Genomic DNA, 25,220 nt, shown 5'->3' with positions numbered 1-25,220 from the left:
TGGACCAACCGGTGCCTCGGCCCCGATTCCCGCTGTCACGTGGGCGGTTCGGGGACCGCACGGTGTCCGGGAACGGCACCACACACTATGCGGTGGCTGTGGGGGCGATCCGACGGGTCCGCAACAGTTCCGTTACGGAAAGGATCTTGAGGCAACCCGTAACCAGGTGAGTGATCCGCGGTTGGTAGCGGTGGGGGGCCTGCTGTCTGTGCGCGGTCCTCTGTGCCCGTGCCCAGTGGGAGGTCAGGGAAATCGTGGCGGAATCCACCCGTGGGGGTTGTGCGTCGGAGAAGGCCGCTGTGGAGCGTAAGCGGGTGAAACCCCTCCCCGGCGCAGTCGTTGACGCGAGCGGCCTCGCCTCGCGCAACGGGCACGAGGCGATCCTGCGCCGCCAAGCCGCGCGCGAACCGGCCGCCCGGACCTACGCCCGGGCCCTGCCGATCGTTCCGGTGCGGGCGCGGGGACTGACCATCGAGGGTGCGGACGGTCGCCGCTACCTCGACTGCCTCTCCGGCGTCGGCAGCCTCGCCCTCGGCCACAACCACCCGGTCGTCCTGGAAGCCATCCGCAAGGTCCTCGACTCCGGCGCACCCCTGAACGCCCTCGATCTGGCGACACCCGCGAAGGACGCGTTCCTCACCGAGCTGTACCGCACCCTGCCCCCGGGCCTCGCCGAGCGGGCACGCGTGCGCTTCTGCGGACCGGCCGGCAGCGAAGCCGTCGAGACCGCCTACACGCTGGTCCGCGCGGCGACCGGTCGGAGTGGCCTCCTCGCGTTCAGCGGTTCCGGCCGCGGAACTGAGTGCCGAGCCCTCGACGGCACTTCTGCGCACACCCCGGACCTGCGGGTCGACCGCCTTCCCTACCCTCAGGACTACCGCTGCCCCTTCGGTGTCGGGGGTGAGCGCGGCGCCGACCTCGCCGCCCGCTGGACCGAGTCCCTCCTCGACGACCGCGGACCCGGGGTGCCGCTGCCCGCCGGGATGCTCGTCGAGCCCGTCCAGAGCGAGGGCGGGGTGATCCCCGCACCGCACACCTGGCTGCGGCGCATGCGACAGCTCACCGCCGACCGGTCCATCCCGCTGATCGTCGACGAGATCCACACCGGCGTGGGCCGGACCGGCGCCTTCTGGGCGGTGGAGCACAGCGGTGTGACCCCCGACGTGATGGTGCTCTCCAAAGCCATCGGCGGCAGCCTCCCGCTGGCCGTCGTGGTCTACCGCGACGACCTCGACATCGGGGAAGCCGGCGCTCCCGTCGGTGCCTTCCCCGGCAACCAACTCGCCTTGGCCGCCGGCACGGCAACCCTCGCCCACGTCCGCGAGAACGCCCTCGCCGAGCGTGCGGCGGCCCTGGGGGAGCGCATGCTGGGGCAATTGCGGGACCTCGCCTCGGACTTGGATTGTGTAGGGGATGTGCGAGGGAGGGGACTGATGCTCGGGGTCGAGCTGGTGGACCCGGAGCAGGAGGGGGACTCCGGATTTTCGGGCGCTCCCGTAGCCGGCGCTCCCGTAGCTGCGGAGGGCGGTGTGGCGGCGTCGATGATGCCGGGCGGCGCGCGCCACCCCCGGCCCGCCGCCCCCGGACTGGCCGCCGCGGTCCAGCAGGAGTGCCTGCGGCGCGGCCTCATTGTCGGACTCGGCGGCCGTCACGCCGGCGTCGTGCAACTGCTGCCGCCCCTGACCCTCACCGATGAACAAGCGGCCGCCGTGCTGGACCGCCTGGCCGACGCGGTCCGGACAGCGGCTCGATGCCGTGGGGGTGGCCCGGCAGCCGCACCCTGAGCCGCGGTGAGCTCCTACGGCAGGGAGCGCGCGGTGCCCGAATGTGAGGCGTCTGCCTTCAGCCGTCTGCCCGCCCAGGTGCGCCTGCCCGGTCCACTTGCCCGCATTGTGTCGGCCTGCCGGCAGTCTGTCCGCCGCTCGCTGGCGCGCCATGAGCCCGTACGCCCTCAGTCGGCACGACCAACAGCCCACCCGATCACAGCCCGCGCGCCTTTCCCCAGCACCGCGCAGCCACACCCGAGTGAGGCCGCCCAGCCCACAGCCCTCACCAGCATGATCCGGACCACTCCAAGAGGTACCCGCCGTGAACGCCACCCCCCACTCCCACTCCCACACCCCGACGCCTGGCCAAGGGTCCGTCGACGCCCGGCCGCCGGAGATGTCGCCGAACCCGCGGGTCCCTCATCAGCGGCCGATGGCGAAACCCGCCCAGGGGCTGGGCGAAGACCATGGCCCCGACCCCCTGACGCATCCCGACCCCCACACAGTGGCCGTAGCCGCCGCCGTGGAGAACCTGCTCCGCTGCTGGGCGCGCGAGACGAACCAGTCCGCCCCGGCCGACGGCCACCTGCACATCCCCCTTCCCGCCAGCGGCACGGCTCTGTCCGCCCCGGTCCGCTACTGGTCCCCGACGGGCTGGCACCGCTTCGGCCGACCTCGTCTGGCAGGCACTCCCGACAGCGCCCCACCGGTCGACGCCCTCACGCTCGCCGCCCTGCTCACCAGGGAGATGTCCGCGAACGGCTCGGGCGACGACCGCGTACCCGACTCCTTCCCCACGGCCGCCCCCAGCTCCATCACCGGTGGCCTCAGCGACGGCACCGACCTCGTGGCGGGCGTTGCCGACTCCCTCCGACGCGTCGCCCGCTTCGTCACCGCCCGCCGGGAACGACCGGCCGACGGCCCCGACCGGTTCCTGACAGCGGAGCAGGCACTCCTCCTCGGACATCCCCTGCACCCGACCCCGAAGGGTCGCGAGGGTCTCAGCGAGGCGCAAGCCCTCCTGTACTCACCCGAGGCGCGCGGCTCCTTCCCTCTGCACTGGATGGCTGTCGCCCCCTCCGTCCTCGCCACCGACTCCTCCTGGACCGAACGCGGCCGCCCTGTCGCCGCCCCCCGCCTCACCGCCCGACTCGCCGGTCCCGCACCGGCGTTGCCGGACGGGTACGCCCTGCTGCCCCTGCACCCCTGGCAGGCGCACGAGATCCGTCACCGGCCGGAGGCCGCTGCCCTGCTCGACGCCGGACTGCTCCGTGACCTCGGTGCCGGCGGCCCTCACTGGCATCCCACCTCCTCCGTACGGACCGTCTACCGCTCCCATGCCCCCGCGATGCTCAAGCTCTCGCTGGGCCTGCGCATCACCAACTCCCGTCGTGAGAACCTCCGCAAGGAACTTCATCGCGGCGTCGAGGTCCACCGCCTGCTCCGCAGCGGCCTCGCACAGCAGTGGCGGGCCGCGCACCTGGACTTCGACATCGTTCGGGACCCCGCCTGGCTCGCCGTCGGCACACCCGAGGGGGCCCCGGTGCCCGGACTGGACGTGGTGATCCGCCACAACCCATTCAGCCCCTCGGACGATGTCTCCTGTGTCGCCGGCCTCGTCTCACCGCGCCCGTCCTCGCCAGCCGCGCGGGACGACGCGCCAGGGCACCCGGCCCAGCACGACCGGGCCCAGCACGACCCGGCCAAGTGCGATGCAGCCCTGCGGTCCCGACTCGCCGAACTCGTCACGCGTCTTGCCCGGCGCACCGGCCGGCCCCCCGGAGCCGTCGCCGCCGAGTGGTTCCTGCGCTACCTCGGCCATGTGGTGCGCCCCGTCCTCTGGCTGGACGGCGAGGCCGGTGTCGCCCTGGAGGCACACCAGCAGAACATCCTGCTCGTGCTGGACGCGGACGGATGGCCCAGGGGAGGCCGCTACCGCGACAACCAGGGCTACTACTTCCGCGAGTCCCGGCGCGGGGAGCTCGGCACCCGGTTGCCCGGGATCGGAGAGCGGAGCGACACATTCGTAGACGACGAGGTCACCGACGAGCGACTCGTGTACTACCTGGTGGTCAACAACGTGTTCGGCCTCATCGGCGCGTTCGGCTCCCAAGGGCTGGCCGACGAGCGGCTGCTGCTCGCCGCCTTCCGCCGCTTCCTCGCAACCGCGGCCTCCGGTCCTACCCGGCTGCGCAGCTCGCTGCCCGCCCGGCTGCTCGACTCACCCGCCCTGCGCTGCAAAGCCAACCTTCTGACCCGGCTGCACGGCCTCGACGAACTGGTGGGCCCGGTCGACGGCCAGTCCGTCTACGTGTCCATCGCCAACCCCCTGCATTCCTGACCACCCTGATCGCCGCCGACCACGGCCGAACCTCCTTCATCTCATCCCTGAGGACATGCCCACCCCCTTTCGAGAGGAGCGTTCAATGCTTTCCTCCGACCCGATCGACGCGGCCGGCGAGCCTCCGCCCCGAACGGGCGGGCATGACGACGCACTCGACGATCTCCTCGACCGCGTCGCCGAATGGGGTCCGGCCGACACGCACGCAGGCGTGTTCCACCTCGTCCCCGCGCTCCTCGAACGCGACCTTCCGCTCATCAGCCGTTGGATGAACGACCCCGCGACCGCGGTGTTCTGGGAGCTGTCCGGACCGCAGGACGTGGCCGAGGACCACTTGCTTACCCAGCTCGCCGGCGACGGGCGCAGCGTGCCGTGCGTCGGTCTGCTGAACGGAACACCGATGAGCTACTGGGAGATCTACCGGGCCGATCTCGACCCGCTGGCCGGCCATTACCCGGTCAGGCCTCATGACACGGGCATCCACCTTCTGATCGGTGCGGTCGCGGACCGGGGACGTGGTCTCGGCGGTCTGCTGCTGCGGGTCGTGGCCGATCTCGTTCTCGCGCAGCGGCCCTCCTGCGCACGCGTCATCGCAGAGCCCGACATTCGCAACACCCCCTCCATCGCCGCTTTCCTGACCGCCGGCTTCCGGTTCTCCGCCGAGGTCGACCTGCCCGCCAAGCGGGCCGCCCTCATGGTCCGAGACCGGTCCCTCCGGCTTCTTCTGTAGCGCTGTGTCACCGCACCATCACTCATCGAACGCGGTCCGCGTCGGCACAGTTCCCGTCTGCCGCGGGAATCTTTCGAGGCGCTTCGTCGCGACCTCGCCCACGCAGCCGGCCGACCGGCCGCCCGCCCACCGCCGCCCGAGGAGGCCACGGTCTTGATCCCGTCCCCCGCCCGCGCCCCCGTCCGCCGCCGTCCGTGCCCCCGCCCGCGCCCCCGCCCGCGCCCCTGTCCCCGCCTTGATCACCCGTTTGTCAGTGCAGGGTCGTAGGGTGGTCGCGCTATGACGAAGCCCTCACTCCCCGAACTCCTGCATGCTGCCGTCACTGCCGTCGGCGGCACGGAGCGCCCCGGTCAGGTGGCCATGGCCGAAGCCGTCGAGGAAGCGATCGACGACGGCTCTCACCTGCTGGTCCAGGCCGGAACCGGTACCGGCAAGTCGCTCGGGTACCTCGTGCCCGCGCTGGCGCACGGGGAGCGGGTGGTCGTCGCGACCGCCACCCTGGCCCTTCAGCGCCAGCTGGTGGAGCGCGACCTGCCGAGAACGGTCGAGTCGCTGCACCCCCTGCTGCGCCGCCGTCCGGAATTCGCGATGCTCAAGGGCCGGTCGAACTACCTCTGCCTGCACCGGCTGCACGAAGGGGTCCCGCAGGACGAGGAGGAGGGCCTCTTCGACCAGTTCGAGGCCGCCGCGCCCACCAGCAAGCTCGGCCAGGACCTGCTGCGGGTGCGCGACTGGGCCGACGAGACCGAGACCGGCGACCGTGACGACCTCACGCCCGGCATCTCGGACCGGGCCTGGGCGCAGGTGTCGGTGTCGTCGCGGGAGTGCCTGGGTGCCTCGAAGTGCGCGTACGGCGCCGAGTGCTTCGCCGAGATGGCCCGCGAGCGGGCCAAGCTCGCCGAGGTCGTCGTCACCAACCACGCGCTGCTCGCGATCGACGCCATCGAAGGCGCCCCCGTCCTTCCGCAGCACGAGGTGCTGATCGTCGACGAGGCGCACGAACTGGTCTCCCGGGTCACCGGAGTCGCCACCGGCGAGCTCACCCCCGGCCAGGTCAACCGCGCCGTGCGCCGTGCCGCGAAACTGGTCAACGAGAAGGCAGCCGACCAGCTCCAGACCGCCGCCGAGGGTTTCGAACGGCTGATGGAGCTGGCGCTGCCGGGCCGTCTGGAGGAAATTCCCGAGGACCTCGGGTATGCGCTCATGGCGCTGCGCGACGCGTGCCGCACGGTCATCTCCGGGATCGGCGCGACCCGCGACAAGTCCGTCCAGGACGAGGATGCCGTCCGCAAGCAGGCCCTCGCCTCTGTGGAGAACGTGCACGACGTGGCGGAGCGCATCACGAACGGCTCCGAGTGGGACGTGGTCTGGTACGAGCGTCACGACCGTTTCGGCGCATCCCTGCGTGTCGCCCCCATGTCCGTCTCCGGACTGCTGCGGGAAAAGCTCTTCGCGGACCGCTCCGTGGTCCTGACGTCGGCGACGCTGAAGCTGGGCGGCGACTTCAACGGCGTCGGCGCCTCTCTGGGCCTCGCCCCCGAGGGCACCGAGGGCGACGACGTCCCGCCGTGGAAGGGCATCGACGTCGGCTCCCCCTTCGACTACCGCAAGCAGGGCATTCTGTACGTCGCCAAGCACCTGGCGCGCCCCGCGCGCGACGGCGATCGTGCTGACATGCTCGACGAGCTCACGGAGCTGATCCAGGCGGCCGGCGGCCGCACCCTCGGCTTGTTCTCCTCGATGCGGGGCGCCCAGCTGGCCGCCGAGGAGCTGCGCTCCCGAATCCCCGAGTTTCCGATCCTCCTACAGGGCGAAGAGACACTCGGCGAGCTGATCAAGAACTTCGCGGCCGACCCGAAGACCTGCCTCTTCGGCACGCTGTCGCTCTGGCAGGGCGTGGATGTCCCGGGGCCCAGCTGCCAGTTGGTCGTCATGGACAAGATTCCGTTCCCGCGCCCTGACGATCCCCTGATGAGCGCCCGCCAGAAGGCCGTCGAGGAGGCGGGCGGCAACGGCTTCATGGCGGTCGCCGCCACCCATGCGGCACTCCTCATGGCCCAGGGAGCCGGCCGTCTCGTACGGGCCTCGGGGGACCGCGGGGTGGTCGCCGTCCTCGACCAGCGTCTGGCGACTGCCCGGTACGGGGGTTACCTGAAGGCGTCACTGCCCGACTTCTGGTTCACGACGGACCGTAACCAGGTCCGGAAGTCGCTGGCCGCGATCGATGCGGCTGCCCGGCAGACGGAAGGCGCGTGAGCTGTGGGGGTCAGCCTCGGCTCACCCCCACAGCTCACGCGCCTGCGGAGTTCACCGAGGCCCGACCAGCCGGCCCCGGACAGCGCAGGGCCCCGGAACCGGCGCAGGGGTCCCGGGGCCCGGTCAGGGGGCGGGCCGGATCGGCCCGCCCGACGCGGTGCGCTGTGTCAGACGCGCCGCAGCACGGCCACCACCTTGCCGAGGATGGTCGCGTCGTCGCCCGGGATCGGCTCGTAGGCAGCATTGTGCGGCAGGAGCCAGACATGGCCGTCCTCGCGCTTGAAGCGCTTGACGGTGGCTTCGCCGTCGAGCATCGCGGCCACGATGTCGCCGTTCTCGGCGACCGGCTGACGGCGCACCGTGACCCAGTCGCCGTCGCAGATCGCGGCCTCGATCATCGAGTCACCCACGACCTTCAGGACGAACAGCTCACCGTCACCGACCAGCTGGCGGGGGAGAGGGAAGACGTCCTCGACGGATTCCTCGGCGAGGATCGGGCCACCGGCGGCGATCCGGCCGACCAGCGGCACGTATGACGCGGCCGGCTTGCCCGCCGTGTCCGTGGGCTGCACCGAGGCGGCCTGGTCGGAGCCCCGCACCTCGTACGCGCGGGGGCGGTGCGGGTCGCGGCGCAGGAAGCCCTTGCGCTCCAGGGCCATCAGCTGGTGTGCGACGGAGGAGGTGCTGGAGAGGCCCACGGCCTGACCGATCTCCCGCATCGATGGCGGGTAGCCCCGTCGCTGCACGGAGTCCCTGATGACCTCGATCACGCGGCGCTGGCGATCGGTGAGTCCGGAGCTGTCCGCCCGGATGCCCGGAGGTCGGCCCGGCAGGGAGCGCTTGTGCCCCTCAGGGTTCGTGGCTTCGTTCATCGCATGCACCGGCTCCAGTCGGCCCTGGGAGCGGTCCTGGGCAGCGATGGCGGCACTGTCTGCGGTGGTGGTCACGTCGGCCCCTCTCGATGGTCTCCCTGCTGCACAACGGTAGTTGCTTTCGAAAGGTTGCGCCAAACACACGTTCGAGTGAAAAATCGCGAATCACCGGACGCGATCATGTGTCCGGGTGTATTGGCGGCCGTGCCACCTGGCGGGCAAAAGGGCCCATTGCTGTACCCTTCACCGCCGGGATGATCGCCTCGCGGACTGGTGCCCCAGTCTGCCATCCGGCAGTCCCCTGCCCTGGGATCGGCCCGCATCTGTGCGGGAGTCCCACGCCCCCTCCTCGCGGCGCCCACGGTATCTCCGCATGCGCCGCAGCGATACGGCTGTGCCGGAACGGATGCGGCCGTGTCCCGGACGGGTCGCCGGCGGCGGCGCCTCCGGAGGTGAGCGGGGCAGGTGCGGCTCGACCCGTCGCACGTCACCTGCGCCTACGCGCGCGACACGCGGCAACGGCCTGGATGTATGAGTCAATCCCCACATCTAGTGGTTGGATTGCAACAGCAGCCCAGAAGTTGTGGTCCCCCGGGTCTTGAGGCCCATGGTCATCGCCTATGCTTGGGGCTGCTTCGTGGGGCGCAGGAGGCCCGGCGAGGCTATTGAGTCTGCTGTGAGGAGGGTTGGGAATCCATGCACTGCCCCTTCTGCAGGCACCCCGACAGCCGTGTCGTCGACAGCCGTACGACCGACGACGGCACGTCGATCCGCAGGCGCCGCCAGTGCCCTGACTGCTCCCGTCGTTTCACGACCGTGGAGACGTGCTCGCTCATGGTGGTGAAGCGGTCCGGAGTCACCGAGCCCTTCAGCCGTACGAAGATCATCAATGGTGTGCGCAAAGCGTGCCAGGGGCGGCCCGTCACCGAGGACGCGCTGGCCCAGCTCGGCCAGCGGGTCGAGGAGGCGGTGCGGGCGACCGGAAGCGCCGAGCTGACCACCCACGACGTGGGGCTGGCCATACTGGGCCCGTTGCAGGAGCTCGATCTCGTGGCATACCTGCGCTTCGCCTCCGTCTACCGGGCCTTCGACTCGCTGGACGACTTCGAAGCGGCCATCGAGGAGCTCAGGGCGCAGACCGGACCCCCCGGCGCGGACGACGGGGACCGCGAGGACACGGCCGCGGGGAGCCAGGAAGACGACCGCGGGTCCGGAGGGGCGGAACAGGTCCCCCAGCCCGCCGGCGCCGCCGACTGACCGGCGGGCCGGACCCGGAAGGCGGCTCCGGGCCCGGCCGGACGGCGGCGAGAAGACCTGTTGCGGGCGACGTGAGTGGGTGCCCGCAACACCAGACAGAACACCGTGCCACGGGAACAACGGGGCACTTCAGGGCGTTTTCGCCCGTACAGGGAGGCGGCATGACAGAGACGGCGAGCGGTCCGGCACGGAGTTCCCGCGCCAAGAGCCCCAAGGCGAGCAAGGGTCTGCGTGTCGAGCGCATCCACACCACCCCCGGGGTCCACCCCTACGACGAGGTGGCCTGGGAGCGTCGTGACGTCGTCATGACCAACTGGCGCGACGGCTCGGTCAACTTCGAGCAGCGCGGCGTCGAGTTCCCCGACTTCTGGTCGGTGAACGCGGTCAACATCGTCACCAGCAAGTACTTCCGCGGTGCCGTGGGCACCCCGCAGCGCGAGACCGGCCTCAAGCAGCTGATCGACCGCATCGTGAAGACGTACCGGAAGGCCGGTGAGGACCACAAGTACTTCGCCTCGCCCGCCGACGCCGAGATCTTCGAGCACGAGCTGGCCTACGCCCTGCTGCACCAGATCTTCAGCTTCAACAGCCCCGTGTGGTTCAACGTGGGCACGCCGCAGCCCCAGCAGGTCTCCGCCTGCTTCATCCTGTCCGTCGACGACTCCATGGAGTCGATCCTCGACTGGTACAAGGAAGAGGGCATGATCTTCAAGGGCGGCTCCGGCGCCGGCCTGAACCTCTCCCGGATCCGCTCCTCCAAGGAGCTGCTGTCCTCCGGCGGCAACGCCTCCGGCCCGGTCTCCTTCATGCGCGGCGCCGACGCCTCCGCAGGAACGATCAAGTCCGGTGGCGCCACCCGCCGCGCCGCCAAGATGGTCGTCCTCGACGTGGACCACCCGGACATCGAGGACTTCATCGAGACCAAGGTCAAGGAAGAGGAAAAGATCCGCGTCCTGCGTGACGCCGGCTACGACATGGACCTGGGCGGCGACGACATCACGTCCGTCCAGTACCAGAACGCCAACAACTCGGTCCGGGTGAACGACGAGTTCATGCAGGCCGTCGAGCAGGGCGGCAAGTTCGGCCTGCGCGGGCGGATGACGGGCGAGGTGATCGAGGAGGTCGACGCCAAGGCGCTCTTCCGCCGGATCGCCGAGGCCGCCTGGGCCTGCGCCGACCCCGGCATCCAGTACGACGGCGTCATCAACAACTGGCACACCTGCCCCGAGTCCGGCCGGATCACCGCGTCGAACCCGTGCAGCGAGTACATGCACCTGGACAACACGTCCTGCAACCTGGCCTCGCTGAACCTGATGAAGTTCCTGAAGGACGACGGCAAGGGCAACCAGTCCTTCGAGGCCGACCGCTTCCAGAAGGTCGTCGAGCTGGTCATCACCGCGATGGACATCTCGATCTGCTTCGCGGACTTCCCGACGCAGAAGATCGGCGAGAACACGCGCGCGTTCCGCCAGCTCGGCATCGGCTACGCCAACCTCGGCGCCCTGCTCATGGCCACCGGCCACGCGTACGACTCCGACGGTGGCCGCGCCCTCGCCGGCGCCATCACCTCCCTGATGACGGGCACGGCGTACCGGCGCTCCGCCGAACTCGCCTCGGTCGTCGGCCCGTACGAGGGCTACGCCCGCAACGCCGACGCCCACAAGCGCGTCATGAAGCAGCACTCGGACGCCAACGACAAGGCCGTCCGCATGGACGACCTGGACACCCCGGTGTGGGCCGCCGCCAGCGAGGCCTGGGGAGACGTGCTGCGCATCGGCGAGAAGAACGGTTTCCGTAACTCGCAGGCGTCCGTGCTCGCCCCCACCGGCACCATCGGCCTGGCGATGTCCTGCGACACCACCGGTGTCGAGCCCGACCTCGCGCTGGTCAAGTTCAAGAAGCTGGTCGGCGGCGGCTCGATGCAGATCGTCAACGGCACCGTGCCGCAGGCCCTGCGCCGTCTGGGCTACCTGGAAGAGCAGATCGAGGCGATCGTCGCCCACATCGCCGAGAACGGCAACGTGATCGACGCCCCCGGTCTCAAGCCCGAGCACTACGAGGTGTTCGACTGCGCCATGGGCGAGCGGGCCATCTCCCCGATGGGCCACGTCCGCATGATGGCCGCCATCCAGCCGTGGATCTCCGGCGCCATCTCCAAGACGGTCAACATGCCGGAGTCGGCGACCGTCGAAGAGGTCGAGGAGATCTACTTCGAGGCCTGGAAGCTCGGTGTCAAGGCCCTCGCGATCTACCGCGACAACTGCAAGGTCGGCCAGCCCCTCTCCGCCAAGACCAAGGAGAAGGAGAAGGCGGAGATCACCGAGAAGGCCGAGGACACGATCCGTACCGCGGTCGAGAAGGTCGTCGAGTACCGCCCGGTCCGCAAGCGCCTGCCGAAGGGACGTCCCGGCATCACCACGTCCTTCACCGTCGGCGGCGCCGAGGGCTACATGACGGCCAACTCCTACCCGGACGACGGTCTCGGTGAGGTCTTCCTCAAGATGTCCAAGCAGGGCTCGACCCTCGCGGGCATGATGGACGCCTTCTCCATCGCGGTCTCCGTCGGCCTCCAGTACGGCGTGCCGCTGGAGACGTACGTCTCGAAGTTCACCAACATGCGCTTCGAGCCGGCCGGTATGACGGACGACCCGGACGTGCGGATGGCGCAGTCGATCGTCGACTACATCTTCCGCCGCCTGGCGCTGGACTTCCTGCCCTTCGAGACGCGCTCCGCGCTCGGCATCCACTCCGCCGAGGAGCGTCAGCGTCACCTGGAGACCGGTTCGTACGAGCCGTCCGAGGACGAGGTCGACGTCGAGGGTCTGGCCCAGTCGGCGCCGCGCGCCCAGGAGCTGAAGGCCGTCACCGCTCCGAAGGCCGAAGAGGCGGCCAAGCCCGCCCCGCAGCAGGCCCACACCAGTGCCGAACTGGTGGAGATGCAGCTGGGCATCCAGGCCGACGCCCCGCTGTGCTTCTCCTGCGGCACGAAGATGCAGCGCGCCGGTTCCTGCTACATCTGCGAGGGCTGCGGCTCTACCAGCGGCTGCAGCTGACGCCGAGCAGCTGAGCCGATGACGACAGGGGCACCGCCTGCGGGCGGTGCCCCTCTCGTTCGCCTTGCCTCGTCGGTGACGGGCTCAGGGACGCTGTGCAGCGCCCATCGTGGTGGTGAAGTCCACGGGATCGCCCTCGAAACCACGCAGGCCGGACCGGAACTCCCACGGCCCGGAGCCCTCCCGGGTGAACTCCGCGACCGTCGCCGCCGTCGCCCCGAGGACACCCCCGAAGTCGTCCTCCGTGAGGACGGTGTACCCCTCGCGGATACGCAGACCGGGGTTGCTGACGCTGACGAAGGTGCGCTGCGCCGGGCGCTGCTGGATGACGACACCCACCACCACGCGCGCGTAGCGGACGTCGAGCCGGTCGAGTTCCAGCGTCATGACTTCGTCGTAGCCGAAGCCCTGGCCGTCCTTGCTGTCCCGGTTGAGGGTGATCGTGCCGTCGGGCGAACGGCTGTCGAAGTGCACCACGTATGCGGGGTCACCGTGCGGAGCGTCCGCCAGGTAGGGCGCCGCGACCAGGTCCAGGTCGGTGGACGGCTGCCCCGCCGGACTGGGATCCCACCGCACCGCGATCTCGACCTTGCGAAGCCCCTTGTTGAGCCCGTCCACCAGAGTCCCCTTCCCCGTAACGACCCGTCCGCCGGACCCAACTGCCGGGCCCTCATGACCGTTTGTCCATCCTGCCACGCGCGCGGGTGCGTGCGTGGGGGAGTGGTCCACCCGAGAGTGACCGACGCCACGCGCCGTGGCCTTACCATGGCGCGGTGCTGGTCAAGTGGATTCGCTGCACCGTGGTGGACCGCCGCGGTTTCGAGCGGGGGCAGCGGAAGTGGGCGGGGCTTCTGGGGGAGCCGGGATTTCGCGGGCAGGGGGGTGGCTGGAGCCGGGGACGGCAGGACGTGGCGCACATCTTCGCGTTCTGGGAGAGCCGCGCCTTCTACGACTCCTTCATGGCACGGTCGCACGACCGGCTCGCGTCGGCCCAGGCGGGGACGTTCAAGGACGCCCAGGTGAGGCTTTTCGACTATCGCTTCGACGTGAAGACCGGTTTCGAACCGCGCTTCACCGACGCCGACCTGCTCCGGGTGGCGCTCTGCCGCATCCACGAGGAGCGGGCCGAACACTTCGTGCTGATGCAGGAGAAGGTCTGGAACCCTGCGATGGCCGGCTCGCCCGGGATGGTGCGCGGGCTGTTCGGTGAGGCGCCGGGGAACGAGTTCCTGGTGCTGTCCATGTGGCGCTCCGCCGCCGAGCACGGCAAGTACCGCACCGAGCGCGTGGAGCGGCTCGCCCTGAGGGCCCAGACGGAGGCGGACGTTGCGGCGCTCACCGGGGACGTCGTGGACATGGAGTCGAGCTGGACGGTCTGAGCCCGCACGAGCCGGGTGCCCCGGATGCTGCGGGCAGGTGCTCGGAGGGGGTGCGACGCTGTGTGACGCCGTAGGGCTCGGGCGGGACTGTTCCGATTCGAGCAGGTGTGCGATCAGTGTGACCTGTGGTGCAGGAATCGTGTGACCTACGCCGTATGGGTGCGGCAGGAGTCCTCCGCCGACCCTCACCCGATCTAGGGTCTTGGCATGGCACGACCACGGCGCATCGTCCTTGTCCGGCACGGCGAGTCGACGGGCAATGTCGATGACTCCGTCTACGAGCGTGAGCCCGACCACGCCCTGGCGCTGACGGAGCGCGGCCGGCGGCAGGCGGAGGCAACGGGCGAGCAGCTGCGCGACCTCTTCGGCGACGAGTACGTCAGCGTGTACGTCTCCCCGTACCGTCGTACGCACGAGACCCTGCGCGCGTTCCACCTCGACCCCGGACGCATACGGGTGCGCGAGGAACCCCGGCTGCGCGAGCAGGACTGGGGCAACTGGCAGGACCGGGACGAGGTCCGCCTCCAGAAGGCCTATCGGGACGCGTACGGCCACTTCTTCTACCGCTTCGCCCAGGGCGAGTCCGGCGCCGACGTCTACGACCGGGTCGGCGGCTTCCTGGAGAGCCTGTTCCGCAGCTTCGAGGACCCCGACCACCCGCCGAACGTCCTCATCGTCACCCACGGCCTGGCCATGCGGCTCTTCTGCATGCGGTGGTTCCACTGGACGGTGTCGGAGTTCGAGTCGCTGTCGAACCCCGGGAACGGCGAGGTGCGGATGCTCGTTCTGGGGGACGACGGCAAGTACACCCTCGACCGGCCGTTCGATCGTTGGCGAGATCCCGAGCCCTACGGGATCACCGGATAGAGTGGCAGGGCGATGACCGCTGATTCCTCCCCCGATGTGCGTCTGGACCGCGCCCTGGCCTGCCTGCGCGGACTGTCCGTCGGGGATGCCCTCGGCTCCCAGTACTTCGTGCCGGTGAACTACCCGCTGCTCAGGCGCCGCGAGGTGCCGTCCGGGCCCTGGCAGTGGACGGACGACACGGAGATGGCCGGCTCTGTCGTCGCCGTCCTGGCCGCCCACCACCGCATCGAGCAGGACGCCCTGGCCCGCTCCTTCGCCGAGCACCACGACTTCGACCGGGGCTACGGCCCCGCGGTCAACCGCCTGCTGCGCCTCGTCCGGGAGGGCGGCGACTGGCGGGAGCTCGCCGCGGCGCTCTTCAAGGGGCAGGGCTCCTGGGGCAACGGCGCGGCGATGCGGATCGCCCCGCTGGGCGCCTGGTACGCCGACGATCCGGAGCAGGCGACCCACCAGGCGGAGATCTCCGCCTACACCACCCACCAGCACCGCGAGGGCGTCGTCGGGGCCATGGCCGTCGCCGCAGCCGCCGCGTTCGCCGCCGCTCCGGACGGGCCACCCAGCGCCGAAGCCCTCCTCGACGGTGTCATCGGCCTGGTGCCCAAGAGCGCCGTGGGCGCGGGGCTTCGCCGGGCCCGGGACATGCTCGACTACGGCGACCCGGGCACGGTCGCGGCCGTCCTGGGCTGCGGGCGGCGTACGACCGCCCATGACACGGTGCCCTTCGCCCTCTGGTCGGCCGCGAGAAGTCTCGGCGACTACGAGCAGGCGTTCTGGACGACCGCGCAGGTGGGCGGGGATGTCGACACCACGTGCGCCATCGTCGGCGGCGTGATCGCCGCGGGAAAGGCGGGGACACCGCCTGCCGAGTGGGTGGATCGGACGGAGCCGCTTCCGGACTGGGTGCCCACTTCGGTCTGACGAGCAGGGCTCTCCACCCTTCCGGAAACTCTCCGTGCGTGTCGGGAACTCTCCGTGACCATTCGCCCGTTGTCCTGATACCCGCTGTGGGAGCCGCCGGGGCGTGTACGGGTCGGGAGTGTGAAGGGGGTGACGGGTGGTCACGAGGGTCTGCTCGCCGTTCCGTGCTTCGCTCGGTGATTCACGAGTGCGACACGCAGGTCTTCGGCAGGAGGATCGGCGCAGGCCGAACGCTTCCACGACGTGATCTTCGAGGGCGTCGTGGAGTCGGCCGTGTTGATGTTGAGGGAGGTCGTCGAGTGGGGGATCGAGCGCGACGAAGTGCGCCCCGAGGCTGTGAACGGCTACGTTTCAGACGTCATGCCGGGGCTGGTGGTGTACCGCTCGAAGGTGTGCGGCTGTGAATGGCGGCATGGGGAAGTCGAGGAAGGGGTCCACCCTTGATGGATCAGCCGCCGCGGTCGGACAGTTCCTGAGGCTGTGGCCCAGGAGCCTTGCACGGCGGCCGGACGGCGCCCGACGCTCCGGTCGGCCGATGTCTGACCGGGTTGTTCGCGGGGCGCGGCGGACCGGGGTGTCGCGGGTGGTTCCGGGCGGCGTAATCTAGGGGCGCCATGCCGTACGAACCGCCTACTCACACCGTCGAGCGCTCCCTTCGAGCCACGACCGGAGCGAAGATCGTTGCAGGTGTCGACGAGGTGGGGCGCGGCGCGTGGGCCGGTCCCGTCACCGTCTGCGCGGCGATCACCGGACTGCGCCGTCCCCCCGAGGGGCTCACGGACTCGAAGCTGCTCACCATCAAGCGGCGTACCGTCCTCGCCGAGGAACTGCGGACCTGGGTGACGTCGTATGCGCTGGGGCATGCCTCCCCGGAGGAGATAGACGCCCTGGGGATGACGGCCGCGCTGCGGCTCGCGGCGGGACGTGCTCTGGATGCACTGCCGGTCCGTCCCGACGCGGTCATCCTCGACGGCAAGCACGACTACCTCGGTGCGCCCTGGCGGGTCCGTACGGTGATCAAGGGCGACCAGTCCTGCGTGGCGGTCGCGGCTGCCTCGGTGATCGCCAAGGTCCAGCGCGACAAAATGATGGCCGAACTGGGTATCGACCATGCAGACTTCGGTTTTGCGGACAACGCCGGGTATCCATCACCCGTGCACAAGGCCGCACTGGCGGAGCGGGGCCCCACCCCCTACCACCGGTTGTCGTGGGCGTATCTTGATGCGCTGCCCCAGTGGCGGCACCTCAAGAAGGTCCGCAACTGGGCGGACGGAAGTGTTCCGGAGATCGAGGGTCAGCTCGGCTTCGATTTCTGACGGTTTCGTCCGCACGCATGCGCCACCCGCCGACGCGGGCCGTACCAACGTTTGATAAATATCAACTCATGCCTCTCATTCCCGAGGAGCCTCAGATTCACGAGAGTGCCCAGGGTCCCCGCGCCACGCCGGCCAGCGGCCGCACCGCGCCGACCCCCCGTCCCGTACCCGGCCCCCGTCCCGCGGCTCCGTCGCGTCCCGGTCGTCCCGGCCCGCTCAGGCCGGCGCCGCCGATGCAACGCACGCCGCGCGACGTGGCCGCCAAGCCCGCTCCGTCGGGTCCCGCCGCCGGTGCCGCCGCTCCGGTCACCCCGCAGATCCAGCTGATCCCGGCTTCCGTGGAAGGGGCGCTCGACGCCGCCGAGGAAGCCGTGGACCTGCTGCTGGACTCCGGTCGTGCCCCCGGCGACGTGCTGGTGATCACGACCGGGGAGCAGCACCCGTGGGCCGCCCACGAGCTGTCCTTCGGTGAAACCTCCTACTGGGCCCAGCACGACGCCGGTGACGACGTCTTCTACACGGACGTCACCATCGCGGCCCGTGCCGCCTCGCGTCCGGTGGTCGTGGTCGCCGTCAACGGCGGTCCGGAGGACGCAGCCGCGCGTGCCCTGTCCGCGGCCCACTCCCGGGCCGGCGCCCTGCTGATCGTCTGCGGCGACCCGCAGCGGATCAACTCGGTGCTGGGCGCGGGCGTTTGAGCCGATGCCGCAGCGCCCGGTAGGGCGCTGAGGGTGACGTCAGGCGCTGCTGTGGCGGCGCCGCACGGCGGGCGGTTCACCCTGCCCGAAGGCTGCTGGACCGTGCTCACGTGAGGCCGGGCGGTCGGGGGAGCGCTTCCGTTGTTGCGGCAGACAGCCCTGCGGGCGGTTCGGCCAGGGCAGGGTTCGGGTGCTGGTTCGGGCTGCCTGCCCAGCCGTCGTCTTGTGCCGTGCGAGGGGGCGCCGGCCGGCCGGCGCGACAGCCCTGGTCGGTGCGGAACGGTCCGCCCGGGGCTCAGCGTGCCGCGGCTGCGCGGCGCAGTACCTCGGAGGCGCCGCCGGTGCGCGGTATGGGTGGCGGTGCCTCCGACGTGGCGAACGGCTCCGGTGCCGAAGCCGAGTGGGGGCGGCGTCCGCCGCGGCCCTCGCCCAGGACCTGCCAGCCGTCACGGGTCAGCGTGATGTACGCCCCGCAGCGCAACCCGTGCAGGGTGCACGCGTCGCGCAGCCCCCACATCCACGCGCCGTCCTCCTCCGTCCAACGAGCGTCGCCCTCACGGCAGTAGAGCAGCACCGCGGTGCGCACCGGCGTGCGGCGGCGCAAGTCGTGCGGAATGACCCGGCGCAACTGCGCGAGGAGCGCGTTGCGGAACATCCAGCCGTCGGCCGGGGCCGGACGGCGCACGAACGAGGCGCTCGCACGCAGCCGCTCGTCCGGGTCGAGCACGGCGACGACAGCGGTTGCCGGCTGCGGGTGGTGACGGGCGTGCAGTCCGCTGACGATCTCACGAGGGTTGCGCAGGAGTGGGATCCCGGCGGCGGCCCATTCCGCGGGTTCGAGCAAGCGGTTGGCGGAAGCGGCGGACGTCGACGCCGCTTCCGAGGCCGGAGCGAATCCGAAGGTCACGGTCCTCCCTTCGGCTACGCGCCCACACTGCGGGCGGGGTCGGATTCCTGGGAGCGCGCACCGCAGCGAAGCCCTACCGGAGCGGCCGGCGAGCCGTGCGGGAGCAGACCTCAATTCTTCCTGTCGAACTTGAATGCGGCAACGAGCAATTGAGGCAGCCGACCGTTATCAGATGATGCGCGGCTAATATCCCCACCGTATGTGTCGACGGACCACCCATGGGGCGTTCGAGCACGACACGTTCGTACGTCATGTGGGTGTGCGGCGTCCAGAGGTGTGCGCCGGGGCAGCCGCCCCGGCCCGGGGCCGCCGTCAGCTCTGCACCGCCAGCACCAGCGGCAACACCCCCTGCGCGCCGGAGCGTCGGAGCATGCGCGCCGCGACCGCGAGGGTCCAGCCGGTGTCCGTGTAGTCGTCCACGAGGAGGACCGGGCCCTGGGCCTCGGCGACGGCGGCGGCGAGGGCGGGCGGCACGGCCAGGGCCCCGTCCAGCGCCTTCAGCCGCTGGGCGCTGTTGCTCCGGGAGCCGGAGTGCGCGTCGCCGGTGTACTCGACGGTGCCCAGCAGCGGCAGCCGCCCGATCTCGGTGATGCGCGCCCCGAGGGAGCCGATCAGCTGCGGTCGCGTGCGTGAGGCGATGGTGACGACACCAGCGGGGCGAGGCCCGGCCTCCGGTGCACCCGGGGCCCAGCCGCCGGGGCCCCGGGCCCAGTCGGCCAGTACGTCCACCACGGCCTTCGCCACGTCGTCGGGCACGGGCCCGTCGGGAGCCTGGGGCGCGAGCATCGGCCGCAGCCGGTTCCCCCACCCGATGTCCGACAGCCGTCCCAGCGCGCGTCCCGACGCGGCCTGTTCGCCGGCAGGGATGCGGCCCTTGAGGTCCACTCCGATCGCCGGCAGCCCGGTGGGCCACATGCGTCGGGGTTCCACTTCGACACCTGCCCGGCCGAGGTCGAGACGCGCGGCGCCGAGCGCCTCCTCGGACATGTCGGCGGTGAAGCGCGGACCGGCGCAGTTGTCGCAGCGACCGCACGGTCTGGCGGCCTCGTCGTCCAACTGGCGCTGCAGGAACTCCATACGGCAGTCGGCCGTCGACGCGTACGCGCGCATGGCCTGCTGCTCGGCGTCGCGCTGACGTGCCACCCACGCGTACCGCTCGGCGTCATACGTCCACGGCTGCCCGGTCGCGATCCAGCCGCCCTTGACGCGTTTGACCGCCCCGTCCACGTCAAGGACCTTGAGCATGGTCTCCAGGCGGGAGCGGCGCAGCTCCACCAGGGGTTCCAGGGCGGGCAGGGACAGGGGCTTCTCCGCTTGCGCGAGGATGTCGAGCGTGCGGCGCACCAGGTCCTCCGAGGGGAAGGCGAGCGACGCGAAGTACTTCCAGATCGCCTCGTCCTCCTTGCCCGGGAGCAGGAGCACCTCGGCATGCTTCACACCTCGTCCCGCGCGGCCCACCTGCTGGTAGTAGGCGATGGGGGAGGAGGGCGAACCCAGGTGCACCACGAAGCCCAGGTCGGGCTTGTCGAAGCCCATGCCGAGCGCTGACGTGGCGACCAGCGCCTTCACCTTGTTGCCGAGCAGATCCTCCTCGGCCTGCTGACGGTCGGCGTTCTCCGTCTTGCCCGTGTACGACGCGACCGTGTGCCCCCGTTGTCGCAGGAAGGCGGTGACCTCTTCGGCGGCGGCCACGGTGAGCGTGTAGATGATTCCGGACCCCGGCAGTTCGTCGAGGTGCTCGGCCAGCCAGGCCATACGGTGCGCGGCATCCGGCAGCCGCAGGACACTCAGACTCAGGCTGTCCCGGTCCAGCGGGCCCCGGAGCACGAGGGCGTCCGAGCTGCCGCCGGTGCCGAGTTGTTCCGCGACGTCGGCCGTCACGCGCGCGTTGGCCGTGGCGGTGGTCGCGAGCACCGGAACACCGGGTGGGAGATCGGCGAGCATGGTGCGCAGCCGGCGGTAGTCCGGCCGGAAGTCGTGACCCCAGTCGGAGATGCAGTGCGCCTCGTCCACCACCAGGAGCCCGGTGGCTGCCGCGAGCCGGGGGAGGACCTGGTCCCGGAAGTCCGGGTTGTTGAGCCGCTCGGGACTCACCAGCAGGACGTCCACCTCGCCCGCTGCGATCTCGTCCTGAACGGCTTCCCACTCCTCTGTGTTGGAGGAGTTGATCGTCCGGGCGTGGATGCCGGCCCGAGCCGCCGCCTCGACCTGGTTCCGCATGAGGGCGAGCAGCGGGGACACGATCACGGTCGGGCCACTGCCCCGGGCCCGCAGGAGCGAGGTCGCCACGAAGTAGACCGCGGACTTGCCCCAGCCCGTGCGCTGGACGACCAGGGCACGGCGTCGGTCGGCGACCAGCGCCTCGATCGCCCGCCACTGGTCCTCGCGCAGCCGGGCCTCTCCCGAGACGTCCCCGACGAGACGGGCCAGGACCGTGTCGGCCGCCGCCCGGAGTTCCGCGTTGCTCGTGTGCTCCATGCGTTCCATACAACAGGACTGCACTGACATCCGGGGCGGCGCACCGAGAGCTGTGGACGCGCCGGCCTGGGCTGACGTGTCCCTGATCGAACTTATCCACAGGGTCAAGCGGATCTTTGCGTTCCGCGAGATCGTCTTCGCATGACGAACCACAGCGAAACGACCGGATCCCCCGAGAACGGCGACATCACCGGGCCCGAAGCGCAGAGCGGGCCGAAGAACGGTGAACAGGAGAAGGCGAGCGACGTGTCCCGGCTGCACGCCTCCAACCGCGTGTACGACAGTCACGGCGGCGAGCACCAGGTCACCCTGCGCACTCCGGCCGAACTTGCCGACGCTCTGCCGTACCTGCTCGGATACCGCCCCGAGGACAGCATCGTCCTGGTCGCTCTGCACGACAGCGACGGACGCGGGCGGTTCGGAGGCCGGGCCCGTCTCGGTATCCCCGCGAACGCTGACGACTGGCCGTCCGCGGCCCGGCAACTGTCCCACGGCCTGGTGACGGGCAGCGAGCGCCGAGGTGCACGGCCCGAGTCGATGGTCGCCTTCCTGTGTCAGGAACCGGAGCAGGGCCAGACCGGCCGCCAGGTCATGGAGCGGCTGAGGCCACTGGCCCAGAGGCTGCGCGTCGAGTGCGGTTCCCTCGACGTGGTGGTGGTCGAGGCGCTGTGCATCTCGGAAGGCCGGTACTGGTCGTACTGCTGTGACAACGCGACGTGCTGCTCCCCCGAGGGAGCCGCCATGGGCCTGCCCGGCACCTCCGTGCTGGCCGCGGCGGCCACCTACGCCGGCATCCAGGTCCGCGGCACACTGCGGGAGCTCCGGGCCCGGCTGCTGCCGTGGGAAAGCGCCGCGGCCCTGGAACAGGAGGCCGCCCTGGACACCGCCAGCATGGCGCTGGTGCCGAAGATCCTCGACGACGCGGGCCGTGCCGCCGTGGCCGACGAGACGCTGGAACTGGCCGCCAGGATCCTGGACCGCTTCGCCCAGGCGTCGCCCGTGACCGGCACGCTCCTGGCGGATCTCCGCGACGACGAACTGCTCGGGACCGACGAGGCCGCCCGGCTGATCCTCGGTCTCCAGGACCGAGCGACCCGTGACCGCGCGGCCGAGTGGATGGAGGGCGACGAAGCCGGACACGCCCTTCGCCTCTGGCGGACCCTGGCTCGGCGCTGCGTCGGGCCCTACGGAGAGCATGCCGCCGCGCCGCTCACCCTCGTCGGCTGGGTCGCCTGGTCCACGGGCGACGAGCTGGAGGCCCGCGAAGCCCTCGCCATGGCCCTGGGCGCCGATCCCGACTACCTCTTCGCCCGACTTCTGCACCAGGCCTGCAACGAAGGTCTCGACCCGGAGTCCATCCGCAACTGCCTGCGAGCGGAGCGGAAAGGCCGTGGATCCGCGGTGGCCGATCTGCTGGCAACACGCGCGGACGGTGACGAGTCCGACGAACGCGCGACGACCGTGGTGCGCGAAGCCGAGCCACACGACAAGCCGTCGCCGGCAGCGATGCCGTCAGGCCGTCGCCGCCGCTCTCTCCCCGCCGCTGCCACCGGCTCAGCCTCGGACCGCACCGGCGCGGACGACCGTGACATGGGAGTCCGGGCTCCCCGGCGGCGTCCATCCGCCGGCACCACACACCCTGCTGGGACGACCAGCGGAACCGGTCCTCGCCCCGGTCGTGCGAGCAGGGCGAGGACCGTGCGAGCGGGAGGCGTGCGGGCAGGGAACACGCGTGCACATACGCCCAGGAAGGCAGCCCTGCCCGTCCGGGACACGGGCCAGGAAGGCCCCCAGCCCGGCCACGGCAAGGACGGCGGGGAGTGAGCCCTCGCCGGGCGCCTTCGAGGTTCTCGGGGCGGGGTCCAAGGCGTGACCCGGAGGACGGTCCCGCCGTTCACCTGAGTGGCGGAACGGCCGGACGGGCCATGTCGCCGCACCGCCCCTGCCCCGTCGGATCCCTCCGGCACCGGCGCCGAACCCGATCGAGGCGCACCGAGCGCAGAGGAAGCCACCCCATGCACCAGCCGACTCCGCCCTCCGCCGCCGACGACCGCCGCCCCCAGGACGGCCAGCCACCACCTGTCGGATCGAGTCTCGGCCCACCGGGGACCGGGGCACGGGGGGCGGGGGACCAGGTCGTCCCTCCACGGCCGGCGGCACGTCTGGACGGATACGGTCCGCGCTTCCCCGGCGGCACGTCACACCTTTCTGCGCCCACCGGACCCGAAGCGCACCCGCCCACGCCGCCCGGCCCGAGCCGACCGTCGCGCCGCGGGGCGGGTCAGTACCGGCGCCCTGGTGGGGGGACAGGACATGGCTCACTCACGCCGCCCTTCACCCAAGGACGAAGTCCCTCGTCCGGGGAGCGCTCGTCTGCTTCCCCGCCCGGGGGAGCCACGATCCCCGGACTGCGCTGGTCCGCCGACCTGCCCCCCGCACACACCACGATGATCTGTGTCGCCCTTCCCGGCCTCGCGATCTCGACCGAGGCGGGGCAGCTGACCGGCCGCGGACTGGAGGGGTTCTACCGGGCCGGCCGGCGCGTGCTCTCCCGGTGCGAGATCCGCGTCGCCGGGCGAGAACCCCTCGCGGTGCAGGCCCGGATGGCCTCGGCCGACCGCGCCAGATTCGTGGGGACTCTCCGCACGTCACCCCAGGCGGGCCCGGACCCGGACGTGATCGTGGAACGCAACCGTTTCGCGGACGGCACGGAGCGGATCACCCTGCACAGTGCGGCTTCCCGCACCCTGCGGCTGCCGGTCGAGATCGTCCTGGGCACGGACCTCTCCGATCTCGGGGCGATCGCCTCCGGGAGCCCAGGGCCCGAGCTCCCCGCCAGTGTCCACGGCTCCGGCCTGCGCTGGTCCTGCGCCACCGGCAACGCGTCCGTCACGGCCGAACCGCCTCCCGCGGACGCCCTCGCCTCGACCGGGCTGCTGCGGTGGGAGCTCGACCTCCCACCTGGAGGCAGCAGAACCGTCGAACTGCGGGTGCGGCCGGACGGCGCAGGACCCCTCCGAGCCGTGGGACGAGTGGCGACCAGCCCGCTGGCCGCCGCGTACGCGGAGGGCGACGACCTGAGAGTCCCCGCCCTGCTGCGGACGAGCATCGAGGACCTCCAAGCCCTCCTCCTGCGTGACTCGGCGAATCCCGCCGACACCCACCTCGCAGCCGGGGCGCCCTGGCGCTGCGGTCTGGCCCCCGCCGACGCGCTCGTCGCCGCCCGGATGGCACTGCCGCTCGGCACCGGCCTCGCCGCAGGCACGCTGAGGATCCTCGCCCGGACCCAACTCCCCGGCCCCGGAGCACAGTCCGGAATGATCCCAGGCCCCCGACGGGACGCCGGACCACACCTTCCGCCGCAGTGCACCGGAACGGAGGCCACCCTGCTGTTCCCCGCCCTGCTCGCCGAGGCCCGCCGCTGGGGCCTGCCCGACCAGGAGACGGAAGAGCTGCTGCCCGCCGCCGAGCGCTGCCTGTCCTGGCTGCGGACCACCGTGAGTGACGGCCCCTACCTGCGCGATGTGAACGAGCGCGGCTCTGTCCGCTGCGAGACACAGGCCCACGCCCACCGTGCCGCGCTGCTCGGCGCGGACCTCCTCGACGCCTGCGGCCGGGAAGGGGGAGCGGCGCTCCGGCAGTGGGCACAGACTCTGCGGACCGCGTTCCGAGAAGACTTCTGGGTCGAGGATCGCGGGGGCGGCCGACCCGCGGCAGCCCGCAGACCGGACGGCAGCCCGGTGCCCCACCTGGGCGCGGCTGCTGTGCACCTCCTCGACACGGGGCTGCTGGGCGGGGGCGAGCCGGCACCAGGTCTGCTCGACAAGGTCCGGACGGAGCACCTCGCCCGGCTGCTCGGCAGCCCGCTCATGGACTCGGGGTGGGGCTTGCGCGGACTGGGCGCGAAGGAACCGGGATTCAATCCGTTCGGCCACCGCGCGGGAGCCGTACGGATCCAGGAGACGGCACTCGCCGTAGCGGGACTGGCAGCCGCCGGCTACGAGAAGGAAGCGAGCTCACTCCTGCGCGGCGTACTCATGGCTGCGGAGGCGTTCTCCTACCGGCTGCCCGAGATGTACGCGGGGGAGCAGCGCACGGAAGGCGGTGCTCCGCTCCCGCACCCGGCAGCCTGCCGCCCGGCAGCCACAGCGGCGGCTGCCGGAGTCCTGCTGCTGACCACCCTCGTCGGCATCCGCCCCGACGCCCCGGCCGGGACGGTCACCCTGCGTCCCGTGCGCAGTGCTCCCCTCGGGGAGATCGGCCTCACGGGACTGCGCGTGGCGGGCGCCCCGTTCTCCGTACGGGTCAGCCGACTGGGACTCGCCATGGTCGAGGAGGCGGCCGACGAGCTGCAACTGGGGGTGTGACGTGCGACGACGCGC

General features: G+C 71.2%; 18 protein-coding genes. 14 read left to right on the top strand and 4 right to left on the bottom strand.

Going from position 1 to position 25,220, the window contains the following annotated elements:
• Positions 1–314 precede the first annotated feature (314 nt).
• The 4 genes from GTY56_RS00605 to GTY56_RS00590 all read left to right on the top strand — a co-directional run bounded on the left by GTY56_RS00605 (position 315) and on the right by GTY56_RS00590 (position 7,093).
• Entirely contained in the window at positions 315–1,784 is a 1,470-nt protein-coding gene (locus GTY56_RS00605; RefSeq protein WP_346345390.1) for an aminotransferase class III-fold pyridoxal phosphate-dependent enzyme, read from the top strand.
• Between the two features lie 415 nt (positions 1,785–2,199).
• Positions 2,200–4,107: an IucA/IucC family protein gene (locus GTY56_RS00600; RefSeq protein ID WP_237524333.1), complete on the top strand. Its 1,908-nt coding sequence runs from the start codon at positions 2,200–2,202 to the stop codon at positions 4,105–4,107.
• An 85-nt stretch (positions 4,108–4,192) separates the two neighbouring features.
• Positions 4,193–4,837 carry a GNAT family N-acetyltransferase gene (locus GTY56_RS00595; protein WP_202509560.1) on the top strand — a complete coding sequence of 215 codons (645 nt, stop codon included), beginning with the start codon at positions 4,193–4,195 and terminating at the stop codon, positions 4,835–4,837.
• 279 nt (positions 4,838–5,116) lie between these two features.
• On the top strand, positions 5,117–7,093 hold the full coding sequence (locus GTY56_RS00590) for an ATP-dependent DNA helicase (RefSeq protein WP_161361397.1): 1,977 nt from the start codon (positions 5,117–5,119) through the stop codon (positions 7,091–7,093).
• 167 nt (positions 7,094–7,260) lie between these two features.
• Here the strand turns inward: GTY56_RS00590 and lexA are convergent, their stop codons facing one another.
• Positions 7,261–8,040, bottom strand: coding sequence for a transcriptional repressor LexA (lexA, locus tag GTY56_RS00585; RefSeq protein WP_031108030.1), 780 nt, complete (start codon positions 8,038–8,040; stop codon positions 7,261–7,263).
• 621 nt (positions 8,041–8,661) lie between these two features.
• On the opposite strand from lexA, the gene nrdR reads away from it, so the two are divergent.
• On the top strand, positions 8,662–9,222 hold the full coding sequence (gene nrdR / locus GTY56_RS00580; protein ID WP_161361395.1) for a transcriptional regulator NrdR: 561 nt from the start codon (positions 8,662–8,664) through the stop codon (positions 9,220–9,222).
• A 161-nt stretch (positions 9,223–9,383) separates the two neighbouring features.
• Positions 9,384–12,275 (top strand): vitamin B12-dependent ribonucleotide reductase, encoded by a 2,892-nt coding sequence (locus GTY56_RS00575; protein WP_161361393.1) that lies wholly within the window; start codon positions 9,384–9,386, stop codon positions 12,273–12,275.
• A gap of 84 nt (positions 12,276–12,359) precedes the next feature.
• Here the strand turns inward: GTY56_RS00575 and GTY56_RS00570 are convergent, their stop codons facing one another.
• Positions 12,360–12,893 carry a TerD family protein gene (locus GTY56_RS00570; RefSeq protein WP_161361391.1) on the bottom strand — a complete coding sequence of 178 codons (534 nt, stop codon included), beginning with the start codon at positions 12,891–12,893 and terminating at the stop codon, positions 12,360–12,362.
• 155 nt (positions 12,894–13,048) lie between these two features.
• Between GTY56_RS00570 and GTY56_RS00565 the strand changes: the two genes are divergently transcribed.
• The 6 genes from GTY56_RS00565 to GTY56_RS00540 all read left to right on the top strand — a co-directional run bounded on the left by GTY56_RS00565 (position 13,049) and on the right by GTY56_RS00540 (position 17,453).
• Positions 13,049–13,654 carry a YdbC family protein gene (locus tag GTY56_RS00565; protein WP_033308315.1) on the top strand — a complete coding sequence of 202 codons (606 nt, stop codon included), beginning with the start codon at positions 13,049–13,051 and terminating at the stop codon, positions 13,652–13,654.
• A 207-nt stretch (positions 13,655–13,861) separates the two neighbouring features.
• Complete coding sequence (locus tag GTY56_RS00560; protein WP_161361389.1) at positions 13,862–14,521, top strand: histidine phosphatase family protein; 660 nt, start codon at positions 13,862–13,864, stop codon at positions 14,519–14,521.
• A gap of 12 nt (positions 14,522–14,533) precedes the next feature.
• Positions 14,534–15,439: an ADP-ribosylglycohydrolase family protein gene (locus tag GTY56_RS00555; protein WP_161361387.1), complete on the top strand. Its 906-nt coding sequence runs from the start codon at positions 14,534–14,536 to the stop codon at positions 15,437–15,439.
• Positions 15,440–15,682: 243 nt separating this feature from the next.
• Positions 15,683–15,883 carry a TetR family transcriptional regulator C-terminal domain-containing protein gene (locus GTY56_RS00550; RefSeq protein ID WP_161361385.1) on the top strand — a complete coding sequence of 67 codons (201 nt, stop codon included), beginning with the start codon at positions 15,683–15,685 and terminating at the stop codon, positions 15,881–15,883.
• 170 nt (positions 15,884–16,053) lie between these two features.
• Complete coding sequence (rnhB, locus tag GTY56_RS00545) at positions 16,054–16,755, top strand: ribonuclease HII (protein WP_062929510.1); 702 nt, start codon at positions 16,054–16,056, stop codon at positions 16,753–16,755.
• Positions 16,756–16,823: 68 nt separating this feature from the next.
• On the top strand, positions 16,824–17,453 hold the full coding sequence (locus tag GTY56_RS00540) for a hypothetical protein (protein ID WP_161361383.1): 630 nt from the start codon (positions 16,824–16,826) through the stop codon (positions 17,451–17,453).
• Between the two features lie 295 nt (positions 17,454–17,748).
• Here the strand turns inward: GTY56_RS00540 and GTY56_RS00535 are convergent, their stop codons facing one another.
• Both GTY56_RS00535 and GTY56_RS00530 read right to left on the bottom strand, forming a co-directional pair.
• The gene (locus tag GTY56_RS00535) at positions 17,749–18,360 is read right to left on the bottom strand and encodes a hypothetical protein (RefSeq protein ID WP_161361381.1); all 612 of its coding nucleotides are present in this window, start codon (positions 18,358–18,360) and stop codon (positions 17,749–17,751) included.
• A 312-nt stretch (positions 18,361–18,672) separates the two neighbouring features.
• On the bottom strand, positions 18,673–20,838 hold the full coding sequence (locus tag GTY56_RS00530; protein ID WP_161361379.1) for a RecQ family ATP-dependent DNA helicase: 2,166 nt from the start codon (positions 20,836–20,838) through the stop codon (positions 18,673–18,675).
• A 141-nt stretch (positions 20,839–20,979) separates the two neighbouring features.
• Here GTY56_RS00530 and GTY56_RS00525 point away from each other — a divergent pair, with 141 nt between their 5' ends.
• Positions 20,980–22,662 (top strand): DUF4192 domain-containing protein, encoded by a 1,683-nt coding sequence (locus GTY56_RS00525; protein WP_161361376.1) that lies wholly within the window; start codon positions 20,980–20,982, stop codon positions 22,660–22,662.
• Positions 22,663–23,285: 623 nt separating this feature from the next.
• Positions 23,286–25,205, top strand: coding sequence for a glycogen debranching N-terminal domain-containing protein (locus GTY56_RS00520; RefSeq protein WP_161361374.1), 1,920 nt, complete (start codon positions 23,286–23,288; stop codon positions 25,203–25,205).
• Positions 25,206–25,220 lie beyond the last annotated feature (15 nt).

The sequence above is a fragment of the Streptomyces sp. SID5643 genome (genome assembly GCF_009872555.1).
Classification (GTDB): Bacteria; Actinomycetota; Actinomycetes; order Streptomycetales; family Streptomycetaceae; genus Streptomyces; species Streptomyces iakyrus.
Note: the sequence above shows the minus strand (reverse complement) of the source record. Positions and strands in the feature narration are given on the sequence as shown.

Coding starts and splice junctions, on each gene's coding strand:
- GTY56_RS00590 (WP_161361397.1), top strand. CDS start 5,117: ATGACGAAGCCCTCACTCCCCGAACTCCTGCATGCTGCCGTCACTGCC.
- GTY56_RS00595 (WP_202509560.1), top strand. CDS start 4,193: ATGCTTTCCTCCGACCCGATCGACGCGGCCGGCGAGCCTCCGCCCCGA.
- GTY56_RS00530 (WP_161361379.1), bottom strand. CDS start 20,838: ATGGAGCACACGAGCAACGCGGAACTCCGGGCGGCGGCCGACACGGTC.
- GTY56_RS00575 (WP_161361393.1), top strand. CDS start 9,384: ATGACAGAGACGGCGAGCGGTCCGGCACGGAGTTCCCGCGCCAAGAGC.
- GTY56_RS00560 (WP_161361389.1), top strand. CDS start 13,862: ATGGCACGACCACGGCGCATCGTCCTTGTCCGGCACGGCGAGTCGACG.
- GTY56_RS00540 (WP_161361383.1), top strand. CDS start 16,824: ATGCCTCTCATTCCCGAGGAGCCTCAGATTCACGAGAGTGCCCAGGGT.
- GTY56_RS00525 (WP_161361376.1), top strand. CDS start 20,980: ATGACGAACCACAGCGAAACGACCGGATCCCCCGAGAACGGCGACATC.
- GTY56_RS00600 (WP_237524333.1), top strand. CDS start 2,200: ATGGCGAAACCCGCCCAGGGGCTGGGCGAAGACCATGGCCCCGACCCC.
- rnhB (WP_062929510.1), top strand. CDS start 16,054: ATGCCGTACGAACCGCCTACTCACACCGTCGAGCGCTCCCTTCGAGCC.
- nrdR (WP_161361395.1), top strand. CDS start 8,662: ATGCACTGCCCCTTCTGCAGGCACCCCGACAGCCGTGTCGTCGACAGC.
- GTY56_RS00520 (WP_161361374.1), top strand. CDS start 23,286: ATGATCTGTGTCGCCCTTCCCGGCCTCGCGATCTCGACCGAGGCGGGG.
- GTY56_RS00555 (WP_161361387.1), top strand. CDS start 14,534: ATGACCGCTGATTCCTCCCCCGATGTGCGTCTGGACCGCGCCCTGGCC.